The organism is Anoxybacillus tepidamans PS2 (assembly GCF_000620165.1).
Lineage (GTDB): Bacteria > Bacillota > Bacilli > Bacillales > Anoxybacillaceae > Anoxybacteroides > Anoxybacteroides tepidamans_A.
Genome location: NZ_JHVN01000022.1, coordinates 1 through 16,719, shown reverse-complemented (window position 1 = coordinate 16,719; position 16,719 = coordinate 1). Strand labels below are relative to the sequence as shown.

Annotated in this window: 16 protein-coding genes, 12 tRNA genes and 1 rRNA gene; 27 read left to right on the top strand and 2 right to left on the bottom strand. The window is 42.8% G+C overall.

All coding sequences use genetic code 11. From position 1 onward, the window contains the following. The first annotated feature begins 103 nt into the window (after positions 1-103). From N667_RS0114725 to N667_RS0114695, 7 genes are all read left to right on the top strand, one after another. A complete protein-coding gene (locus N667_RS0114725; protein WP_027410271.1) occupies positions 104-826 on the top strand; it encodes a polysaccharide deacetylase family protein in 723 nt (240 codons plus the stop codon). A 10-nt stretch (positions 827-836) separates the two neighbouring features. Continuing rightward, positions 837-1,433, top strand: a complete 597-nt coding sequence (locus N667_RS0114720) for a DedA family protein (protein ID WP_027410270.1) — start codon at positions 837-839, stop codon at positions 1,431-1,433. A gap of 17 nt (positions 1,434-1,450) precedes the next feature. Further along, positions 1,451-2,587, top strand: coding sequence for an MGDG synthase family glycosyltransferase (locus N667_RS0114715; RefSeq protein WP_027410269.1), 1,137 nt, complete (start codon positions 1,451-1,453; stop codon positions 2,585-2,587). Positions 2,588-2,746: 159 nt separating this feature from the next. Next, positions 2,747-3,841 (top strand): D-alanine--D-alanine ligase, encoded by a 1,095-nt coding sequence (locus N667_RS0114710; RefSeq protein WP_027410268.1) that lies wholly within the window; start codon positions 2,747-2,749, stop codon positions 3,839-3,841. 25 nt (positions 3,842-3,866) lie between these two features. Further along, complete coding sequence (gene murF, locus N667_RS0114705; protein WP_027410267.1) at positions 3,867-5,246, top strand: UDP-N-acetylmuramoyl-tripeptide--D-alanyl-D-alanine ligase; 1,380 nt, start codon at positions 3,867-3,869, stop codon at positions 5,244-5,246. 66 nt (positions 5,247-5,312) lie between these two features. Further along, positions 5,313-6,005 (top strand): alpha/beta hydrolase, encoded by a 693-nt coding sequence (locus N667_RS0114700; RefSeq protein ID WP_027410266.1) that lies wholly within the window; start codon positions 5,313-5,315, stop codon positions 6,003-6,005. A 125-nt stretch (positions 6,006-6,130) separates the two neighbouring features. Further along, a complete protein-coding gene (locus N667_RS0114695) occupies positions 6,131-7,546 on the top strand; it encodes a DEAD/DEAH box helicase (protein WP_027410265.1) in 1,416 nt (471 codons plus the stop codon). Positions 7,547-7,586: 40 nt separating this feature from the next. On the opposite strand, the gene N667_RS0114690 is transcribed toward N667_RS0114695, so the two are convergent. Next, complete coding sequence (locus N667_RS0114690) at positions 7,587-8,189, bottom strand: rhomboid family intramembrane serine protease (RefSeq protein WP_027410264.1); 603 nt, start codon at positions 8,187-8,189, stop codon at positions 7,587-7,589. 68 nt (positions 8,190-8,257) lie between these two features. Between N667_RS0114690 and acpS the strand changes: the two genes are divergently transcribed. The 6 genes from acpS (at position 8,258) to N667_RS0114660 (ending at position 14,153) form a co-directional block, all read left to right on the top strand. Next, a complete protein-coding gene (gene acpS / locus N667_RS0114685; RefSeq protein WP_027410263.1) occupies positions 8,258-8,623 on the top strand; it encodes a holo-ACP synthase in 366 nt (121 codons plus the stop codon). A gap of 90 nt (positions 8,624-8,713) precedes the next feature. Further along, a complete protein-coding gene (locus tag N667_RS0114680; protein ID WP_027410262.1) occupies positions 8,714-9,727 on the top strand; it encodes a LolA family protein in 1,014 nt (337 codons plus the stop codon). A gap of 171 nt (positions 9,728-9,898) precedes the next feature. Next, positions 9,899-11,068, top strand: a complete 1,170-nt coding sequence (alr, locus tag N667_RS0114675) for an alanine racemase (RefSeq protein WP_027410261.1) — start codon at positions 9,899-9,901, stop codon at positions 11,066-11,068. A gap of 141 nt (positions 11,069-11,209) precedes the next feature. Continuing rightward, positions 11,210-11,491, top strand: coding sequence for a CopG family ribbon-helix-helix protein (locus tag N667_RS0114670; protein WP_027410260.1), 282 nt, complete (start codon positions 11,210-11,212; stop codon positions 11,489-11,491). Between the two features lie 4 nt (positions 11,492-11,495). Next, positions 11,496-11,846, top strand: a complete 351-nt coding sequence (gene ndoA / locus N667_RS0114665) for a type II toxin-antitoxin system endoribonuclease NdoA (RefSeq protein WP_003253417.1) — start codon at positions 11,496-11,498, stop codon at positions 11,844-11,846. A 141-nt stretch (positions 11,847-11,987) separates the two neighbouring features. Then, on the top strand, positions 11,988-14,153 hold the full coding sequence (locus N667_RS0114660; RefSeq protein ID WP_027410259.1) for a Tex family protein: 2,166 nt from the start codon (positions 11,988-11,990) through the stop codon (positions 14,151-14,153). Positions 14,154-14,164: 11 nt separating this feature from the next. Here the strand turns inward: N667_RS0114660 and cmpA are convergent, their stop codons facing one another. Further along, positions 14,165-14,278, bottom strand: a complete 114-nt coding sequence (cmpA, locus tag N667_RS19555; RefSeq protein WP_012748966.1) for a cortex morphogenetic protein CmpA — start codon at positions 14,276-14,278, stop codon at positions 14,165-14,167. Between the two features lie 83 nt (positions 14,279-14,361). Here cmpA and N667_RS0114650 point away from each other — a divergent pair, with 83 nt between their 5' ends. The 14 genes from N667_RS0114650 to N667_RS0114585 form a co-directional block, all read left to right on the top strand. Further along, positions 14,362-14,832: a SprT family protein gene (locus N667_RS0114650; RefSeq protein ID WP_027410258.1), complete on the top strand. Its 471-nt coding sequence runs from the start codon at positions 14,362-14,364 to the stop codon at positions 14,830-14,832. Between the two features lie 228 nt (positions 14,833-15,060). After that, positions 15,061-15,135 (top strand) — tRNA-Asn (locus tag N667_RS0114645). A 2-nt stretch (positions 15,136-15,137) separates the two neighbouring features. Then, positions 15,138-15,230 (top strand) — tRNA-Ser (locus tag N667_RS0114640). Positions 15,231-15,249: 19 nt separating this feature from the next. After that, a tRNA-Glu gene (locus N667_RS0114635) sits at positions 15,250-15,321 on the top strand. Between the two features lie 69 nt (positions 15,322-15,390). After that, a tRNA-Val gene (locus tag N667_RS0114630) sits at positions 15,391-15,463 on the top strand. A gap of 16 nt (positions 15,464-15,479) precedes the next feature. After that, a tRNA-Asp gene (locus N667_RS0114625) sits at positions 15,480-15,555 on the top strand. A gap of 43 nt (positions 15,556-15,598) precedes the next feature. Beyond that, a tRNA-Gln gene (locus N667_RS0114620) sits at positions 15,599-15,673 on the top strand. A gap of 166 nt (positions 15,674-15,839) precedes the next feature. Continuing rightward, a tRNA-Lys gene (locus N667_RS0114615) sits at positions 15,840-15,912 on the top strand. A gap of 5 nt (positions 15,913-15,917) precedes the next feature. Next, positions 15,918-16,002, top strand: a tRNA-Leu gene (locus N667_RS0114610). A 17-nt stretch (positions 16,003-16,019) separates the two neighbouring features. Then, positions 16,020-16,102 (top strand) — tRNA-Leu (locus tag N667_RS0114605). A 63-nt stretch (positions 16,103-16,165) separates the two neighbouring features. Next, a tRNA-Arg gene (locus tag N667_RS0114600) sits at positions 16,166-16,242 on the top strand. A 6-nt stretch (positions 16,243-16,248) separates the two neighbouring features. Then, positions 16,249-16,322 (top strand) — tRNA-Pro (locus N667_RS0114595). A gap of 19 nt (positions 16,323-16,341) precedes the next feature. After that, positions 16,342-16,415 (top strand) — tRNA-Gly (locus N667_RS0114590). An 86-nt stretch (positions 16,416-16,501) separates the two neighbouring features. After that, positions 16,502-16,719: ribosomal RNA gene (locus N667_RS0114585) — 16S ribosomal RNA — on the top strand; the annotation flags it as partial.

The following is a 16,719-nucleotide window of genomic DNA, read 5'->3' as shown; positions in this document are numbered from 1 at the left end:
AGAGAACGATATATAAATGTTTGAAAACAAAACAGAATTGCATTTTTGGAGCGATGATGCTGCAACATGCTTGATTGCGTCCTTTATATCAAGAGGTGTTTATATGACCGCAGCTTTTATATTGTTATGCTTGATCATAATATATGGGGTTATTCCCACGATTCTCATTCGCCAAATGGGGTTAGGAATTTACAAAAAAGGATTGAAAGAAGGCGCTATCGCCTTAACGTTTGATGACGGGCCTGACCCGTATTATACGCCGCAACTGTTGGATTTGCTGAAAAAACATGGTGTAAAAGCCACTTTTTTTGTTGTTGGGAAGAAAGCAAAACAGCACCCTGAAATTATTAGAAGAATGCATGAAGAAGGCCATGAAATTGGCTTGCATAACTATCGCCATGTGAGCAATTGGTTCGTGCTTCCCCTATTTCTGCAGCAAGGACTACACAAATCGGCTCGCATCATCGAAGAAATTACTGGGCAGCGTCCAATTTATTACCGTCCGCCTTGGGGACATTTCAATATATTTACATGGCTCGTGCAAGCGAAGTATAAAACAATTATGTGGACGCACATACTTGGTGATTGGAAGGAACGCGTCGGAGTTCATGGGCTGTTTCAGCGTTTAAAAAATAGCTTAACCGATCGAGCGATCATTGTATTACATGACAGCGGCGAGACTTTCGGCGCGGACGAAAAAGCGCCAGGAAACATGATTAGCGCTTTAGAGCTCTTGTTAGAAGAGGAAAAAGCCCAAAAGATGGAGTGGGTTACGATTAGCGATATGATGAATGTACAAACTAACAAACAGATATCGTCTATGTAGAGAGGGTTATATGGATACAAACATCATTTTTTCATATATACAATCATATGGTTATTTTATTATTTTCCTCTTCCTCTTTTTTGGAATTGTCGGCATTCCCGCTCCGGAGGAAAGTTTGCTGTTTTTTCTTGGCGTGCTAATTTCCCAACAACAATTGGAATGGGCATATTGTTTTCTTGTTAGCTGGTTCGGTGCTACAATGGGAATGATAGCTGCTTACGGAATCGGCTATTATTTTGGTCATCCGTTTATAAAAAGATATGGAAAGTATATAGGAATGAAAGAGGAAAGATGGGAGCGAACGAATCATTTATTTAAGAAGTATGGAAAATGGCTCGTTTTATTTGGCTTTTATCTTCCGGGAGTGAGACAAATTTCCCCGTATATGGCGGGAGTCATTCGCTTTCCGTTTTCTTTGTTTTTGTTTCTCTCTTTTGTGGGAGCATTATTATGGGTCGCTCCTGTTATGTCGGTCGGTTTGTTTTTAGGTCAGCATATGCGCATTCCGCTCGCTTCCATTCCTTTAATCGGGTTGGCTCTTTTTCTGCTCTTCCTAGCAGTTGTATGGATTAAACAACTACTAGGCAAAAAACAATTTGAAAATTAAAGGGAGCTATCGTGACCATGAGAGTTCTTGTCTTGCCGTTGTTTCAAATGAGTTCGGGACATCATAAAGTGGCTGATGTACTCATCGACTCTTTACAACGACAATTTTCATTTGTCAACTGTAGAAAAGTCGATTTTTTGAGCTATTGTAATGAATACATTGAAAAGTTGGTTTCAGAGGTATATCTTCGTTGGATACGATCGCATCCTTCTTCATACCATCATATCTATAAAATGTTAATGTACCGGGATGTTCAAAGAAGCGAATGGATTCACCTTGAGCCTTGGCTACCTTATTTTGAGCATAAAATGAAGCGGATGCTCGAAAAAGAGGAACCGCACCTTATCGTTTGTACACATTCGTTTCCTTCACGCATTTTGCAGCGTCTAAAAAGGAGACGTTTAGTAGATGTTCCTGTTATTAATGTTTATACGGATTTTTTTATGAACGGTGTTTGGGGAAAAAAAGGAATCGATTATCACTTTGTTCCGCATCAGGAGGCGAAGCAAGAGTTAATTTTAAAATATGGAATTGCGAAGGATCGCGTGATCGTCACAGGCATTCCTGTCCATGAGACGTTCATGGCTCGCAAATACGGGCAACGAGGCACGTCTTATCGCCCGCATTTATTGGTCGCTGGAGGCAATCAAGGGTTGGGAAACATTCTTGATTTTTTTAGAAAAATGAAGGGTTCGCACCGATTTCGTTATTCCGTTTTATGCGGAAATAACAAGGCGCTTTACGAAGAAATTTTGCGTTGGAAACAACCGCATATTCGTCCTCTCCCTTATATTTCGAGCATTGAGGATATGAATCGCTTATACGAAGAGGCCGATGCGGTAATTACAAAGCCGGGCGGGGTAACGGTCAGCGAAGTGTTACACAAGCGCATTCCGTTATTTACAATTGGATATTTGCCTGGACAAGAGCAAATTAATTTGCGTTATCTTGAAGCAAAAGGGCTCATCTATAATTTAAGCAGGATGGATCATTACGAACAAAAAATTTGGCATGTGCTAAATGATGAAATGGAACAAAGCCGTTTCTACAAACGAATTGCTGAATATTTCTCCCAAATTGAACAAACGGCTCAGGATTCGTTAAAGAAACTCGTTCTCATGCAAGAAAAGAACGAAAAAGCTCTTTCTAAATAGAACAAACACCGTCTAATAGCAAAGTCCGCATTAGACGGTGTTTTTCCTATTTGGCGGGAGTGGCGAAACAACCTATTGATCTCATATAAAAGTATCATACGAAGACGATGGAAACATGGTACAATAAAAATTGTGGAAACAAGAAGAGGGGGATCTCGAATGAAAACAAGACTTGGAGTGTTATATGGCGGAAAATCGCCTGAACATAAAGTATCGTTACAAACCGCAATGGCGGTGATGAATGCGATTGATCAAGCAAAATTTGATGTGATTCCAATTTATATTACAACAGAAGGGCAGTGGGTCAAAGGAGAAAAATTGACGGGCCCGATTCAAGATGTCAAGCAGCTTGAAATGAAGCCAGAAGCAAAGACGATTTTGCCAGTTGCCTTAAATCAAAAGCCAGTTGCGGCCGAAATGCATATGCATGAACAAAAGGAAGAAACGATCGATGTTATTTTTCCTCTCTTGCATGGTCCAAATGGAGAAGACGGAACAGTCCAAGGATTGCTAGAGTTATTGAACCTTCCTTATGTTGGAAACGGCGTGCTGGCTTCAGCGGTAGGAATGGATAAAGTAATGATGAAAAATTTGTTTGCGCAAGCAGGGCTTCGTCAAGCGAAATATGTATCGTTTTTGAAAAAGGAATGGAAGCAAGATGAGAATGCTGCTTATGAAAAAGTGGAAATCGAACTTGGTTATCCTTGTTTCGTAAAGCCGGCAAACGCTGGATCAAGCGTCGGCATTTCGAAATGCAAAAAGCGGGAAGATCTTCAAGAAGCGTTTGCTGTAGCATTTCAATATGACCGAAAAATTATTGTAGAAGAAGCGATTGTTGGTCGTGAAGTGGAAATCGGTGTCATCGGAAATGAGGACCCGATTTGTTCTGTTGTCGGTGAGATTGTACCAAAGAAAGAGTTTTATGATTATCAAGCGAAATATGAGGACGGGAACACAGAATTAATCATTCCAGCAGATATTACTGATGAGCAATATGAGACGATCCAACAGATGGCAATTACAGCGTTTAAGGCGCTCGACCTTTCTGGGCTCGTGCGCGCGGACTTTTTCCTAACAAGCGACGGCGCTGTATATATTAACGAAGTCAATACGATGCCTGGCTTTACTCCTTTTAGTATGTTCCCGCTTCTTTGGAAGCATACTGGTGTTCCTTATTCTGAGCTGATTGAAAAGCTAGTTCAGCTCGCGATTGAACGACATGAAGAGAAGCAGACCATCACATATACGTTTTAAAATCATACAATGAAGGGGATCTACAATGATTGTTCGCACATTACGCGCTATTGAGGAAATGACAGATGGGCGCGGCCTTGCCGAGTCCTTTTATGATGTGTTGATCAAAGGTGTGTCTACCGATACAAGAACGATTCAGCCTGGGAATTTATATATTCCGCTGAAGGGCGCGAATTTTAACGGCCATGCCTTTGTGGCGGATGCGTTTGCGAAAGGCGCAAGCGCGGCGCTGTGGGCGGAAAATGAAGCGAATCCGCCAGAAAACGTTCCGCTCATTTTTGTTGATGATACGCTGCAGGCGCTCCAGCAGCTTGCTCATCGCTATCGAAAACAGCTGCCGACAAAAGTAGTGGGTATTACAGGAAGCAACGGAAAGACAACTACGAAAGATATCGTATATGCCTTATTAGCTACAACATATAAAGTGCAAAAAACAGAAGGAAATCTTAATAACCATATCGGGGTGCCGCTTACGCTGCTTCGCTTAGAAGAAAATACAGAAATGGCAGTCGTCGAGATGGGCATGAGCAATTTCGGGGAAATCGAACTTTTATCAAAGATCGCCGAACCGGATGCGGCCATTATTACAAACATTGGCGAATCGCATATGCAGGAGCTAGGTTCGCGGGATGGCATCGCTCGTGCGAAACTAGAAATTATCTCTGGTTTGCAGCGGGATGGCGTGTTTATTTATTACGGAGATGAACCACTTTTACAAACGAGAGTTCGACAAATGGAATGCCCTTTCCGCACGATTACGTTCGGTCAGGAAGCGTCTAATGACTATTACCCACTAACCATTTCGTTGGAGGCAAACGGAACATCATTTACCGTGAATCAAGCGCCGGAATATCGTCTTTTTCTTCCGATTTTAGGAAGACATCATGTATATAATGCGCTCGCTGCAATTTCGGTAGCACGCACGTTTGGTGTAAGCTGGGAAGCGATTCAAGAGAGCCTCGCTGAGCTGCAAATTACGCGCATGCGTATGGAAATTGTGCAAGCGAAAAACGGCGCTACGATCATTAATGATGCGTACAATGCCAGCCCAACGTCGATGAAAGCGGCTCTTGAGTTGCTTTTTGAGCTGACGGGATATGAGAAAAAAATTGCGGTATTAGGCGATATGCTGGAACTTGGCGAACAGGAAGTCGAGTTTCACAAACAAATTGGCGAGATGCTGCAGCCGGAAAAAGTCGATTATGTGTTCACATACGGCCGGCTTGCTGAACAAATTGCCCTTACCGCTCAAGATTCGTTTCCAAAGGGACGAATCAAAGCATATGATGATAAGAAAGTATTAGCTAAAGATCTTTGTGCGATCGTTACCGCGGATGATGTTATTTTATTTAAAGCATCAAGAGGAATGAAATTAGAAGAAATCATCCATGACTTGCAAGCATAAGGTGTAGGAGGATATGCGAACGCGTATACCTCCCCCTTTCTTTTTTGTGAGGGGTGGTGATAGCTGATGATTGGCTGTTTATGTATCCATGGTTTTACGGGAGGACCATACGAGGTCGAGCCTCTTGCCCGCTACCTGCAAGAAAGAACAGATTGGCTCGTCGAACTAGTGACTTTGCCGGGGCATGGCGAAACGCTTCGGTTGAAAGGAATCACGTATGATCAATGGCTTGCGGCGGCGGAAGCAGAGTTACAACGTTTAATGAAAAAATGCGATATTGTTCATGTCATCGGTTTTTCAATGGGAGGGGTCATCACTTCCTATTTAGCAGCGAAATATCCGATTAGTAAGGTCGTATTATTAAGTCCTGCTTTTTACTATATCAATCCAAAGCAGCTGCTTAAAGAAGTAGGCGAGATGGTTTATGCCGGGTTACAGCGGCAGCTAAAGGAACATCCAGTATTCATCCGTTATAAAGAGAAAATCGCTACGACTCCGCTTGCTGCTACAGTCGAGTTCCGAAAGTTGGTCCATGAAGTCCGCCCGCAGCTGCCTAACGTTCATATCCCTGTATTGATTGCTCAAGGAGAGCTGGATGGGATTGTACCGATGAAAAGCGCACGCTATGTGTATGAAACGGTAGGCTCTACAAAGAAAAAATTATTATTTCTACCTTCTTCACGTCATCACGTTTGTCATGAACCTGATCGCTATACTCTGTTTAAAGAGGTCGAGCATTTTTTAAGGGAGCATGCTTGAAAATGGTATTTATTGCACAAGAGGTATAGAAATGGTATGATAAATTCCATAATGTCCAAGGCCCCATCCTTCGTTTGGGAAGAACGGTTTTGAACAGTAAGGAAGTAAAAGGAGAATGAATAGCATTGACAACATTTCATGAATTAGGATTAAGCAATGAGCTAATGAAAGCGATTAGTCGAATGGGATTTGAAGAGACGACTCCCATTCAAGCACAAACTATTCCACTAAGTTTGCAAAATAAAGATGTGATCGGACAAGCGCAGACCGGAACGGGAAAGACTGCGGCGTTTGGTATTCCTCTGATTGAAAAGGTAGATACGAAGAAGGATATGATTCAAGGTCTCGTCGTCGCTCCGACGCGTGAATTAGCCATTCAAGTATCGGAGGAGTTATATAAGATTGGATCTATCAAGCGTGTTCGTGTCTTACCGATTTATGGAGGACAGGACATTGAGCGACAAATTCGCGCTTTGAAAAAACGCCCACATATTATCGTTGGAACACCTGGAAGAATCATTGACCATATCAATCGGAGAACGCTACGCCTTGAACATGTGCATACCGTTGTATTAGATGAGGCGGACGAAATGTTGAATATGGGGTTCGTCGATGATATTGAAGCGATTTTAGGTCATGTGCCGACCGAAAGGCAGACACTTCTGTTCTCAGCGACGATGCCAGAACCAATTCGCCGTATTGCGGAGCGATTTATGAACAATCCGCAGCTTGTAAAAGTGAAGGCGAAAGAGATGACCGTTCCGAATATTGAACAATATTATTTAGAAATCCAAGAAAAGAAAAAATTTGATATTTTAACAAGGCTGTTGGATATTCAAGCGCCTGAATTGGCGATTGTGTTTGGCCGCACGAAACGCCGCGTTGATGAACTTGCTGAGGCGTTGAATTTAAGGGGCTATGCAGCGGAAGGAATTCATGGAGATTTAAGCCAAGCCAAACGTCTTTCAGTGCTTCGCAAATTCAAAGAAGGGTCCATTGAAATTTTAGTTGCGACCGATGTAGCGGCAAGAGGACTCGATATTTCTGGGGTCACGCACGTTTATAACTTCGATATTCCGCAGGATCCGGAAAGTTATGTGCATCGTATTGGCCGTACAGGACGTGCCGGAAAAACGGGGGTAGCAATGACGTTTGTAACCCCTCGCGAGATTGGCCAGCTTCATAATATTGAAAGAACGACAAAACGAAGAATGGAGCGCATGAGACCGCCAACACTCGACGAGGCGCTCGAAGGACAACAGCGCATTGCCATCGAGAAGCTGTTGTCGGTTGTAGAGAACGAAAATTTGTCATTTTATAAACGTGCTGCTGAAGAATTGTTAGAAGAGCATGATTCTGTTTCTCTTGTGGCAGCCTGCATTAAAATGCTTACAAAAGAACCTGACACGACGCCGGTCATGTTAACTGAAGAGCCGCCGCTTCCAGTGAAAAAAGAGAAGAAACGGATCAATCGAAAAAGCGGCCAAACAAAGGAAACAGCCCGAACCCGCCCATCGAAAAGCCGGCGTGTAGCGAGATAAAGAAAAAAACGATGCGAAGAGCATCGTTTTTTCTTTATTGCTAGCGTCCATAAAGCTTCGTACGAAAAGCGACGAACGGAGCTAAAATGGCCCCCCCTAAAAAGCCAAAAAAATGAGAGATAATGTTTGTATGAGTAGCGGTTAGTGTCATTATGAATCCGACAATTAATGCGGCGAAGATAATATGGGAGTAGTGCTGATTCATGATTTCGCGATGGAAAAAAACAAGGTAACTGTAAATGCCGAGCAGCCCGAAAATAGCTCCAGAAGCGCCAAGGTGGCTGTACATTGGAGGAGCGAGAAATAGAGTGGCCACGTTAGCCAACACTCCACTGCCCACATAGGCTACAAGAAACATCGATTTGCCGATGATCTTTTCTAAAGCAGGTCCAAATAGCGTGAGAGAAACGGAATTAACGATCATATGCCCTAGGTGAACATGCAAAAAAAGAGGGGTAACAAGTCTCCAATATTCACCTTGAAATATAGCCGCATTGAACCCAATCAACGTTTTTAATATATTGTTAGATAGCGGAGTAGGGATAGAGGATAAAAGAAAAAAAATAACATGAGCTACAATAATAGTTGAAACGACCGGATATAAGCGAAAAAATGTAGACGCATTTTCTGTACGGACAAACATACAACCGCTCCTCTTTCCGACTGCTTGTTTATTAAACTATATGTACAGGATAGAGAGGATAGAAGACCATGATTGTTGGAATTGGCATCGATATCGTGGAGTTGAAAAGAATTCAAACATTGATGGAACAAAATGAGAAGTTTATCCATCGTATTTTAACAGAAAAGGAAAAAAATATTTTTGATTCATTATCGTCGAATGTAAGAAAAGCTGAATTTTTAGCAGGAAGATTTGCTGTCAAAGAAGCATATGCCAAGGCGATTGGAACAGGGATTGGGAAACATTTGTCGTTTCAAGATATTGAAATTATTAACGACGAATACGGCAAACCTGTGGCTGCTGTGGCCTTAGGTGGGTGCCGCATTCACGTTTCCATTTCGCACAGTCGCGATTATGCAGTAGGCCAAGTAATTGTTGAACGCTTGTCATGCTAGTCTGCATATTCAACCAAGCTGTCTCATATATTGGTAGTGCAAAAAGGAGCGAGTCTCCTAACGTTGATATGAGGCAAAGGGGTTGAAAACATGAGGAAAAGTTTGTTTGGCGTATTGCTGGGCATCATTTTGCTTTTAGGATTAGCGGGATGCGGGACAAAATCACAGGGGGACGTAATCAAAGCGCTGGATGAGAAAATGGATGAAGTTTCGAGTTATCAAGCGAAAGCGAAATTGACTCTCAAAACGGGAACAGAACCACAAGTATACGATGTAGAAATTTGGTATAAACAGCCGCACTATTACCGCGTGAGCTTGAAAAACGCTGAAAAAAATCAAAACCAGATGATTTTGCGCAACGATGAAGGGGTATTCGTAATTACTCCAGCGTTAAACAAAAGTTTTCGTTTCCAAAGCGATTGGCCAAAAAACAGCAGCCAAGCCTATTTGTATGAATCTTTAGTAAAAGATATTTTAAGTGATAAGAAAGCAAGCTTTAAAGCGACAAAACAATACTATGTGTTTGAAACGAAAACAAATTATCCAAATAGTAAAGTGATTCCGAAGCAAGAGATCACGCTCAGCAAAAAAGATTTGTCGCCTATATCAGTAAAAGTAATGGACACAGATATGAATGCGCTATTGACGGTACAATTTTCGAAAATTGAATTTAATAAAAAATTCGATCAAGACGCATTCGATACAACGAAAAATATGACAGGTGCTCGCTTAGAAGTGCCGACAATGGCTAAAGAAGGAAACGCAGCCGCTGAAGTGATGTATCCGGTGAATTTACCGAAAGGTGTAGAACAATTGGATGAAAAAGAAGTGGCAACTGACAATGGCAAACGCATTATTATGACGTTTGGCGGTGAAAAATCATTTACGCTTATTCAAGAAAAAGCGCGCGTATTGCCAACGACAAGCACTTCTGTTCTGGTGAACGGCGAACCTGTGGATTTAGGATTTGCGGTTGGGGCTCTTACAGATCATTCACTCTCATGGTCGTACAAAGGTGTTGATTTTATGATTGCTTCCGACGATTTAACCAAGGATGAAATGGTGATGATTGCTCGTTCTGTACAGGGAAAATCGATCAAATAGAGAATTTGGGGCAGGCTCATTGATCAATAGAGCCTGTTTTTTTATCACTAATAAGAGGAGACTCCCGCCTTAAGGAGGGAAGCAAGTAGGTCAGAGAGGTTCAAGAGTTGACATGGAGAAGATAACGAACAATAATTTTTATATAAAAACTACAAGGAAGTGTATGATAATATGGTCGGTTCATTTCATCGCGATACTTGGGCTGAAATTGACTTAGATGCGATTTTTTATAACGTGGCCTCTCTAAGAGAGTTTTTAGATGATCGGACGGAAATTATGGCGGTTGTGAAAGCGAACGCGTATGGGCATGGTGATGTACAAGTAGCACAAACCGCGCTGGAGGCGGGGGCTTCCCATTTAGCTGTAGCATTTTTAGACGAGGCGCTTGCTTTGCGAAAAAAGGGGGTTACAGCTCCGATTTTAGTTTTAGGTGCTGTTCGGCCTGAAGATGTGGAGCTAGCGGCGCGGGAACGAATCGCGCTGACCGTCTTTCAAGTTGAATGGCTTGAAAGGGCGAAACAGTTATTTAAGGAAGAACTTCCGGTTTCTTTTCATCTCAAAATGGACACGGGGATGGGGCGGCTTGGAGTGAAGGAACAGGAAGAAGCAAAACGGATCGTTGCTATCATTGATGAGCATCCGCTATTTTCATTAGAGGGGGTTTATACCCATTTTGCAACGGCAGATGAGGTAAATACGGAATATTTCTCATTTCAATATCAGAATTTTTTGCGAATGCTTGATTGGCTTCCATATAAGCCGAAATGGATTCATTGTGGAAACAGCGCTACGAGCCTAAGGTTTCCAGATAAAGTATTCAATATTGTTCGCTTCGGGATTGCGATGTACGGTTTATCTCCTTCGCTTGAGATAAAGCCTCATTTACCATTTGCGTTGAAGGAAGCATTTTCCCTCCACAGTCGTGTAGTCCATGTAAAACGATTGTTGCCGGGAGAAAAAGTCAGCTATGGGGCGACTTATACGGCAAAGGATGAGGAGTGGGTCGGCACGGTTCCAATTGGCTATGCTGACGGCTGGATCCGGAAGTTGCAGAACTTTCAAGTACTAGTGGATGGGGTGAAGGTGCCGATTATTGGGCGGATATGCATGGATCAAATGATGATTCGTTTGCCTAAAAAAGTACCTGTAGGAACACAAGTAACGCTAATTGGGAGACAAGGCGGCGAGCAAGTGACCATTGATGATGTAGCTCAATATATTGGAACGATTAATTACGAGATCCCTTGTACAATAAGTTACCGGGTTCCCCGTATTTTTTTGAAAAAGAAGAGTATAATGGAAGTGAGAAATTTTGTTTTAGATGGCAACCGTTATGTATAAACAAAAATTTTTTTCAGACGATAATGTAAAGAAGAATGGAATTAACTTTGCATTGCTTTTATTTAATGGTATTATAAAATAGGAGCATTTTTCGAATATGGGAGCAACTAATTGGCTGCAGTTTCTTGGAGGTGTATGTTCGTGTCTGAATCTAGCGCGACAACGGAAATCGTCGTTCGCTTGCCTCAAGCATTATTGACTGAGTTAGATGGCCTTGTAAAACAAGAAAATGGTAATCGCAATGAACTCATTTACCAAGCGACAAAGATGTATATTCGTGAACGGAAAAAACGGCAAATTCGTGAGGCCATGAGACGCGGTTACATGGAGATGGCGAAAATTAATTTATCAATTGCATCGGAAGCGTTTCTTGCAGAATATGAGGCCGACCACACCGTTGAACGTTTAGTTAGCGGGGGGTAATGCTTTGATTGTGAAGCGTGGCGACGTTTATTTTGCGGATCTTTCCCCAGTAGTTGGCTCTGAACAGGGAGGCGTTCGCCCGGTATTAGTGATTCAAAACGATATCGGGAATCGCTTTAGTCCGACGGTCATTGTGGCGGCGATTACGGCGCAAATCCAGAAAGCAAAGTTGCCGACGCATGTGGAAATTGATGCGAAACGCTATGGATTTGAACGGGACTCCGTCATTCTTTTAGAACAAATTCGGACGATTGACAAACAACGGCTAACAGACAAGATTACGCATTTAGATGACGAAATGATGGATAAAGTGGATGAGGCACTTCAAATTAGCCTAGGACTCATTGACTTTTAACCCAAAGGAACAGATCATGTGCACTAGATTTGTTCATATTAGTAATGATATAAACGCTCGTTGGAAAATAGCTGCATTATTTGTAGCTATTTTTATTTTTTGTTAAAATAGCCATTATTACATAGTTGGGGGTTAGTTGATTTGGTCAAAACAGAATCACTTGTTCATATTATTGCGAAGGAACTGCAACTCTCTCCGCAGCAGGTTAACAATGTGATTTCCCTTTCTGAGGAAGGCAATACAGTTCCGTTTATTGCCCGTTATCGAAAAGAATTAACAGGCGCTTTAGATGAGGTGCAAATTCGCGACATACTCGAAAAATGGAATTACCTGCAAAATTTAGAGCAGCGGAAAGAAGAGGTGTTGCGCCTTATTGAAGAGCAAGGGAAGCTGACAGATGATCTAAAAGCGGAGATCAAGAAAGCAACAAAATTGCAGCAAGTGGAAGATTTATATCGCCCTTATAGGCAAAAGCGCCGCACAAAGGCAACGATCGCGAAGGAAAAAGGGTTAGAACCGTTAGCGGAGTGGCTGCTTACATGTCCGATGGATCCATCGCCGGAAGAAAAAGCGGCACAATTTATCGACGAGGAAAAAGGAGTGCAAACTGCCAATGAAGCGCTTCAAGGGGCGAAAGATATCATAGCTGAGCAAATTTCAGATAACGCTTCGATTCGCCAGTGGATTCGGGCATGTACATGGAAAAAAGGAATTATCACATCCTCTGGAAAGGAAATTGAGAAGGACGAGAAGAATGTGTACGAAATGTACTACGAGTATGAAGAACCGATTCATAAAATCGTCCCGCACCGCATTCTAGCACTTAACCGCGGTGAAAAAGACAACGTGCTTCGCGTAGCGATTCAGGCGCCGGTTGAGGAGATTATCAGCTATATAAAAACGAAAATAGTGACGAATTCACAATCTCCGGCAACTTCCTATTTGTTCGAAGCGGTTGAGGACAGTTATAAACGTTTAATTGAACCTTCGATCGAGCGAGATATTCGCAATGAATTAACAGAGAAAGCTGAAGAAAGAGCGATTCATATTTTCGCTGAGAATTTACGTAATCTGCTATTGCAGCCGCCGTTAAAAGGAAAGATCGTTCTCGGCGTGGACCCAGCGTATCGGACAGGATGCAAGTTGGCTGTTGTAGATGAGACGGGAAGGTTATTAAAAATTGATGTTATTTACCCTCATCCTCCTCAGGCGCGATTGGATGAGGCGCGGGAGAAATTTTTGCGTTTGGTACAAGAGTATAGGGTGCAAATGATTGCCATAGGCAATGGCACAGCGTCGCGAGAAACAGAACAATTTGTTGCGGATACTTTAAAGCAGCTTCCGCAAGATGTGTTTTATATCATTGTCAACGAAGCAGGGGCCAGTGTATATTCCGCATCCGATTTGGCGCGAAAAGAGTTTCCAGACCTTCAGGTAGAGGAGCGGAGTGCGGTTTCCATCGCCCGACGTGTACAAGATCCCCTTGCCGAATTAGTAAAAATTGATCCAAAATCCGTTGGTGTCGGTCAATATCAGCATGATGTTTCACAAAAAAAATTAGAAGAATCACTTCGTTTTGTTGTCGAAACAGTTGTCAACCAAGTTGGTGTCAATGTCAACACTGCCTCTGTTTCTCTCTTGCAGTACGTATCAGGATTGTCGAAATCCGTTTCCGAAAATATTGTTAAAAGAAGAGAAGAGCAAGGAAAATTTAAAAACCGAAATGAGCTAAAATCCATTCCGCGTCTAGGGGCTAAAACATACGAGCAGTGCATCGGCTTTTTACGGATTATAGATGGTGATGAACCGTTAGACCGAACACCGATTCATCCTGAACGTTACGAAGAAGTGAAAAAGCTGTTGAAGCAAGTCGGTTTTACGACAGCTGATATTGGAACTGATTCGCTTCGTGAGTTTTTACAGACGATATCGATTAAAGATACAGCGGAAACGCTTGGTATCGGTGAGTTAACATTAAAGGATATTGTGGATGCTTTAATTCGTCCGGAACGAGACCCGCGTGATGAATTGCCAAAGCCATTATTACGAAAAGATATATTAAAAATGGAAGATTTGCAAAAAGGAATGGAATTAGAGGGAACGGTGCGCAATGTTGTGGACTTTGGCGTTTTTGTTGATATCGGTGTCAAGCAAGATGGACTTGTGCATATTTCTAAGTTAAGCAAACAATATGTACGGCACCCGCTCGATGTTGTATCAGTTGGAGATGTTGTAAAGGTATGGGTAGAGAATGTAGATGCAGCGAAAGGCAGAATTTCATTATCGATGCTTCCGCCGCAAGAGTAAAAACACTGCTTTTATGAGCAGTGTTTTTTTTGATAAAAAAACCAGCATTGGTTTAACAGCTTAATTTGATAGCGATTTTTTTCGTAATAAGCACGGCGCATTTGGTTTTTTAGCCAAGTTGGCATCAAAAGTACCCCCTCCATTTTGAAAAAGGTAGTATATAATGTATGTATAGGGAAGTCGTCCTGTGTCAGAAAAGGTGGGGAGTATGGAGCAAAATGAACTACAAAAGCTAGTAGAGCAAGTATCTTTACAGTTTTTTCAAAAGCCATTCCAGCATAAAGCGTTATTTAACCCGCGTTTACGAACAACGGGAGGCCGCTATTTACTGAGATCCCATAATATCGAGATTAATCCGAAGTACTATGAGGCATTTGGAGAAGAGGAGCTTATCTCGATTATTAAACATGAACTGTGCCATTATCATTTGCATTTAGAAGGGAAAGGATATCGACATCGCGATAATGATTTTCGAGCATTATTGCATCGAGTGCAGGCGCCTCGTTACTGCCGTCCTCTGCCCAACCAGAATCGACAAGCGGTAAGTGCTCATTATCTGTATGCGTGCCTTCAGTGCGGGTTAGTATATGAACGTAAAAGGAAAATGAATACACAACGATATGTTTGCGGAAAGTGTCATGGAAAGTTGAGAATGATTAAAACAAACAGAGAGAGTTGAGTTTAGTTTCAAGGAAGGGGGCGTTATAATTTCCTTTAAATGTTTTATAAAATATTTTTGAAATACAATGTTGACATATTTAATATATGTATGTTAAATTATAAAAGCCGTCGCTGATAGACGATAACAAAAGAAAATTGAAAAAAAGAAAAAGACGTTGACAATCAATAAATCCATCGCTATAATGAAAAACGTCAGAAGTATGATAAATATGGTAATAATATTTATTCCGCAATAGCTCAGCGGTAGAGCAACCGGCTGTTAACCGGTAGGTCGTAGGTTCGAATCCTACTTGCGGAGCCATTGGAGAAGTACCCAAGTGGCTGAAGGGGACGGTTTGCTAAACCGTTAGGTCGCGTTTTTGCGGCGCGCGGGTTCAAATCCCGCCTTCTCCGCCACTTCGATATATTATGGTGTGGCCCGTTGGTCAAGTGGTTAAGACACCGCCCTTTCACGGCGGTAACACGGGTTCGAATCCCGTACGGGTCATCGATTTATCTGTTTATCGGGAGGCGATGGGAATGTTTCGAAACATCACCTCCCGTTTTGTTCGGGTAAGGAGGATTAGCTCAGCTGGGAGAGCACTTGCCTTACAAGCAAGGGGTCGGCGGTTCGATCCCGTCATCCTCCATTTACAACCATTGTTTGGTCCCGTAGTGTAGTGGTTAACATGCCTGCCTGTCACGCAGGAGATCGCGGGTTCGAGTCCCGTCGGGACCGCCATATAATTGCTTTGATTTTACTTGATATCGTTGGTTTGTATTGATGGGCTATAGCCAAGCGGTAAGGCAACGGACTTTGACTCCGTGATGCGCTGGTTCGAATCCAGCTAGCCCAGCCATGTGGTATGAGCCATTAGCTCAGCAGGTAGAGCACGATCGAAACATCTTCTTCGATCAAACTACAGCGTACCGCTCGAACAACCACTTGAACGAGCATTCTGAGAGCGGGACGTCAGGCAATTAACAAGCTTTAATTGCTTAGGATTTTACTTGCAACTTTAAAATGAGCCATTAGCTCAGTAGGTAGAGCATCTGACTTTTAATCAGAGGGTCGGAGGTTCGAGTCCTCCATGGCTCACTTTTGCGGGTGTGGCGGAATTGGCAGACGCACCAGACTTAGGATCTGGCGCCTTACGGCGTGGGGGTTCAAGTCCCTCCACCCGCACCATATTAACCAGATGTCATGCGGTCGTGGCGGAATGGCAGACGCGCTAGGTTGAGGGCCTAGTGGGGGCAACCCCGTGGAGGTTCAAGTCCTCTCGGCCGCATACGAAATAAAAAAGTTGACATCGATATTGTGTATGTGTTATATTAAAAGATGTCTTTGTTTTGCGCTCGTAGCTCAATTGGATAGAGCATCTGACTACGGATCAGAAGGTTAGGGGTTCGAATCCTCTCGAGCGCGCCATGAAGACGGGAAGTAGCTCAGCTTGGTAGAGCACATGGTTTGGGACCATGGGGTCGCAGGTTCGAATCCTGTCTTCCCGATTATTTAAAAATGATATATGCGGGTGTAGTTTAGTGGTAAAACCTCAGCCTTCCAAGCTGATGTCGTGGGTTCGATTCCCATCACCCGCTCCAACTAGTAATTAATATTTGATGTTCTTTGAAAACTGAACAAAACGAAGCGTCCACGTCAATAATGATTGAGTATGGAAATAGAACTTTCTTTGGAGAGTTTGATCCTGGCTCAGGACGAACGCTGGCGGCGTGCCTAATACATGCAAGTCGAGCGGACTAAAAGGGGCTTGCTCCTTTTAGTTAGCGGCGGACGGGTGAGTAACACGTGGGCAACCTGCCCGTAAGATCGGGATAACTTCGGGAAACCGGAGCTAATACCGGATAACACCGAAGACCGCATGGTCTTTGGTTGAAAGGCGGCTTT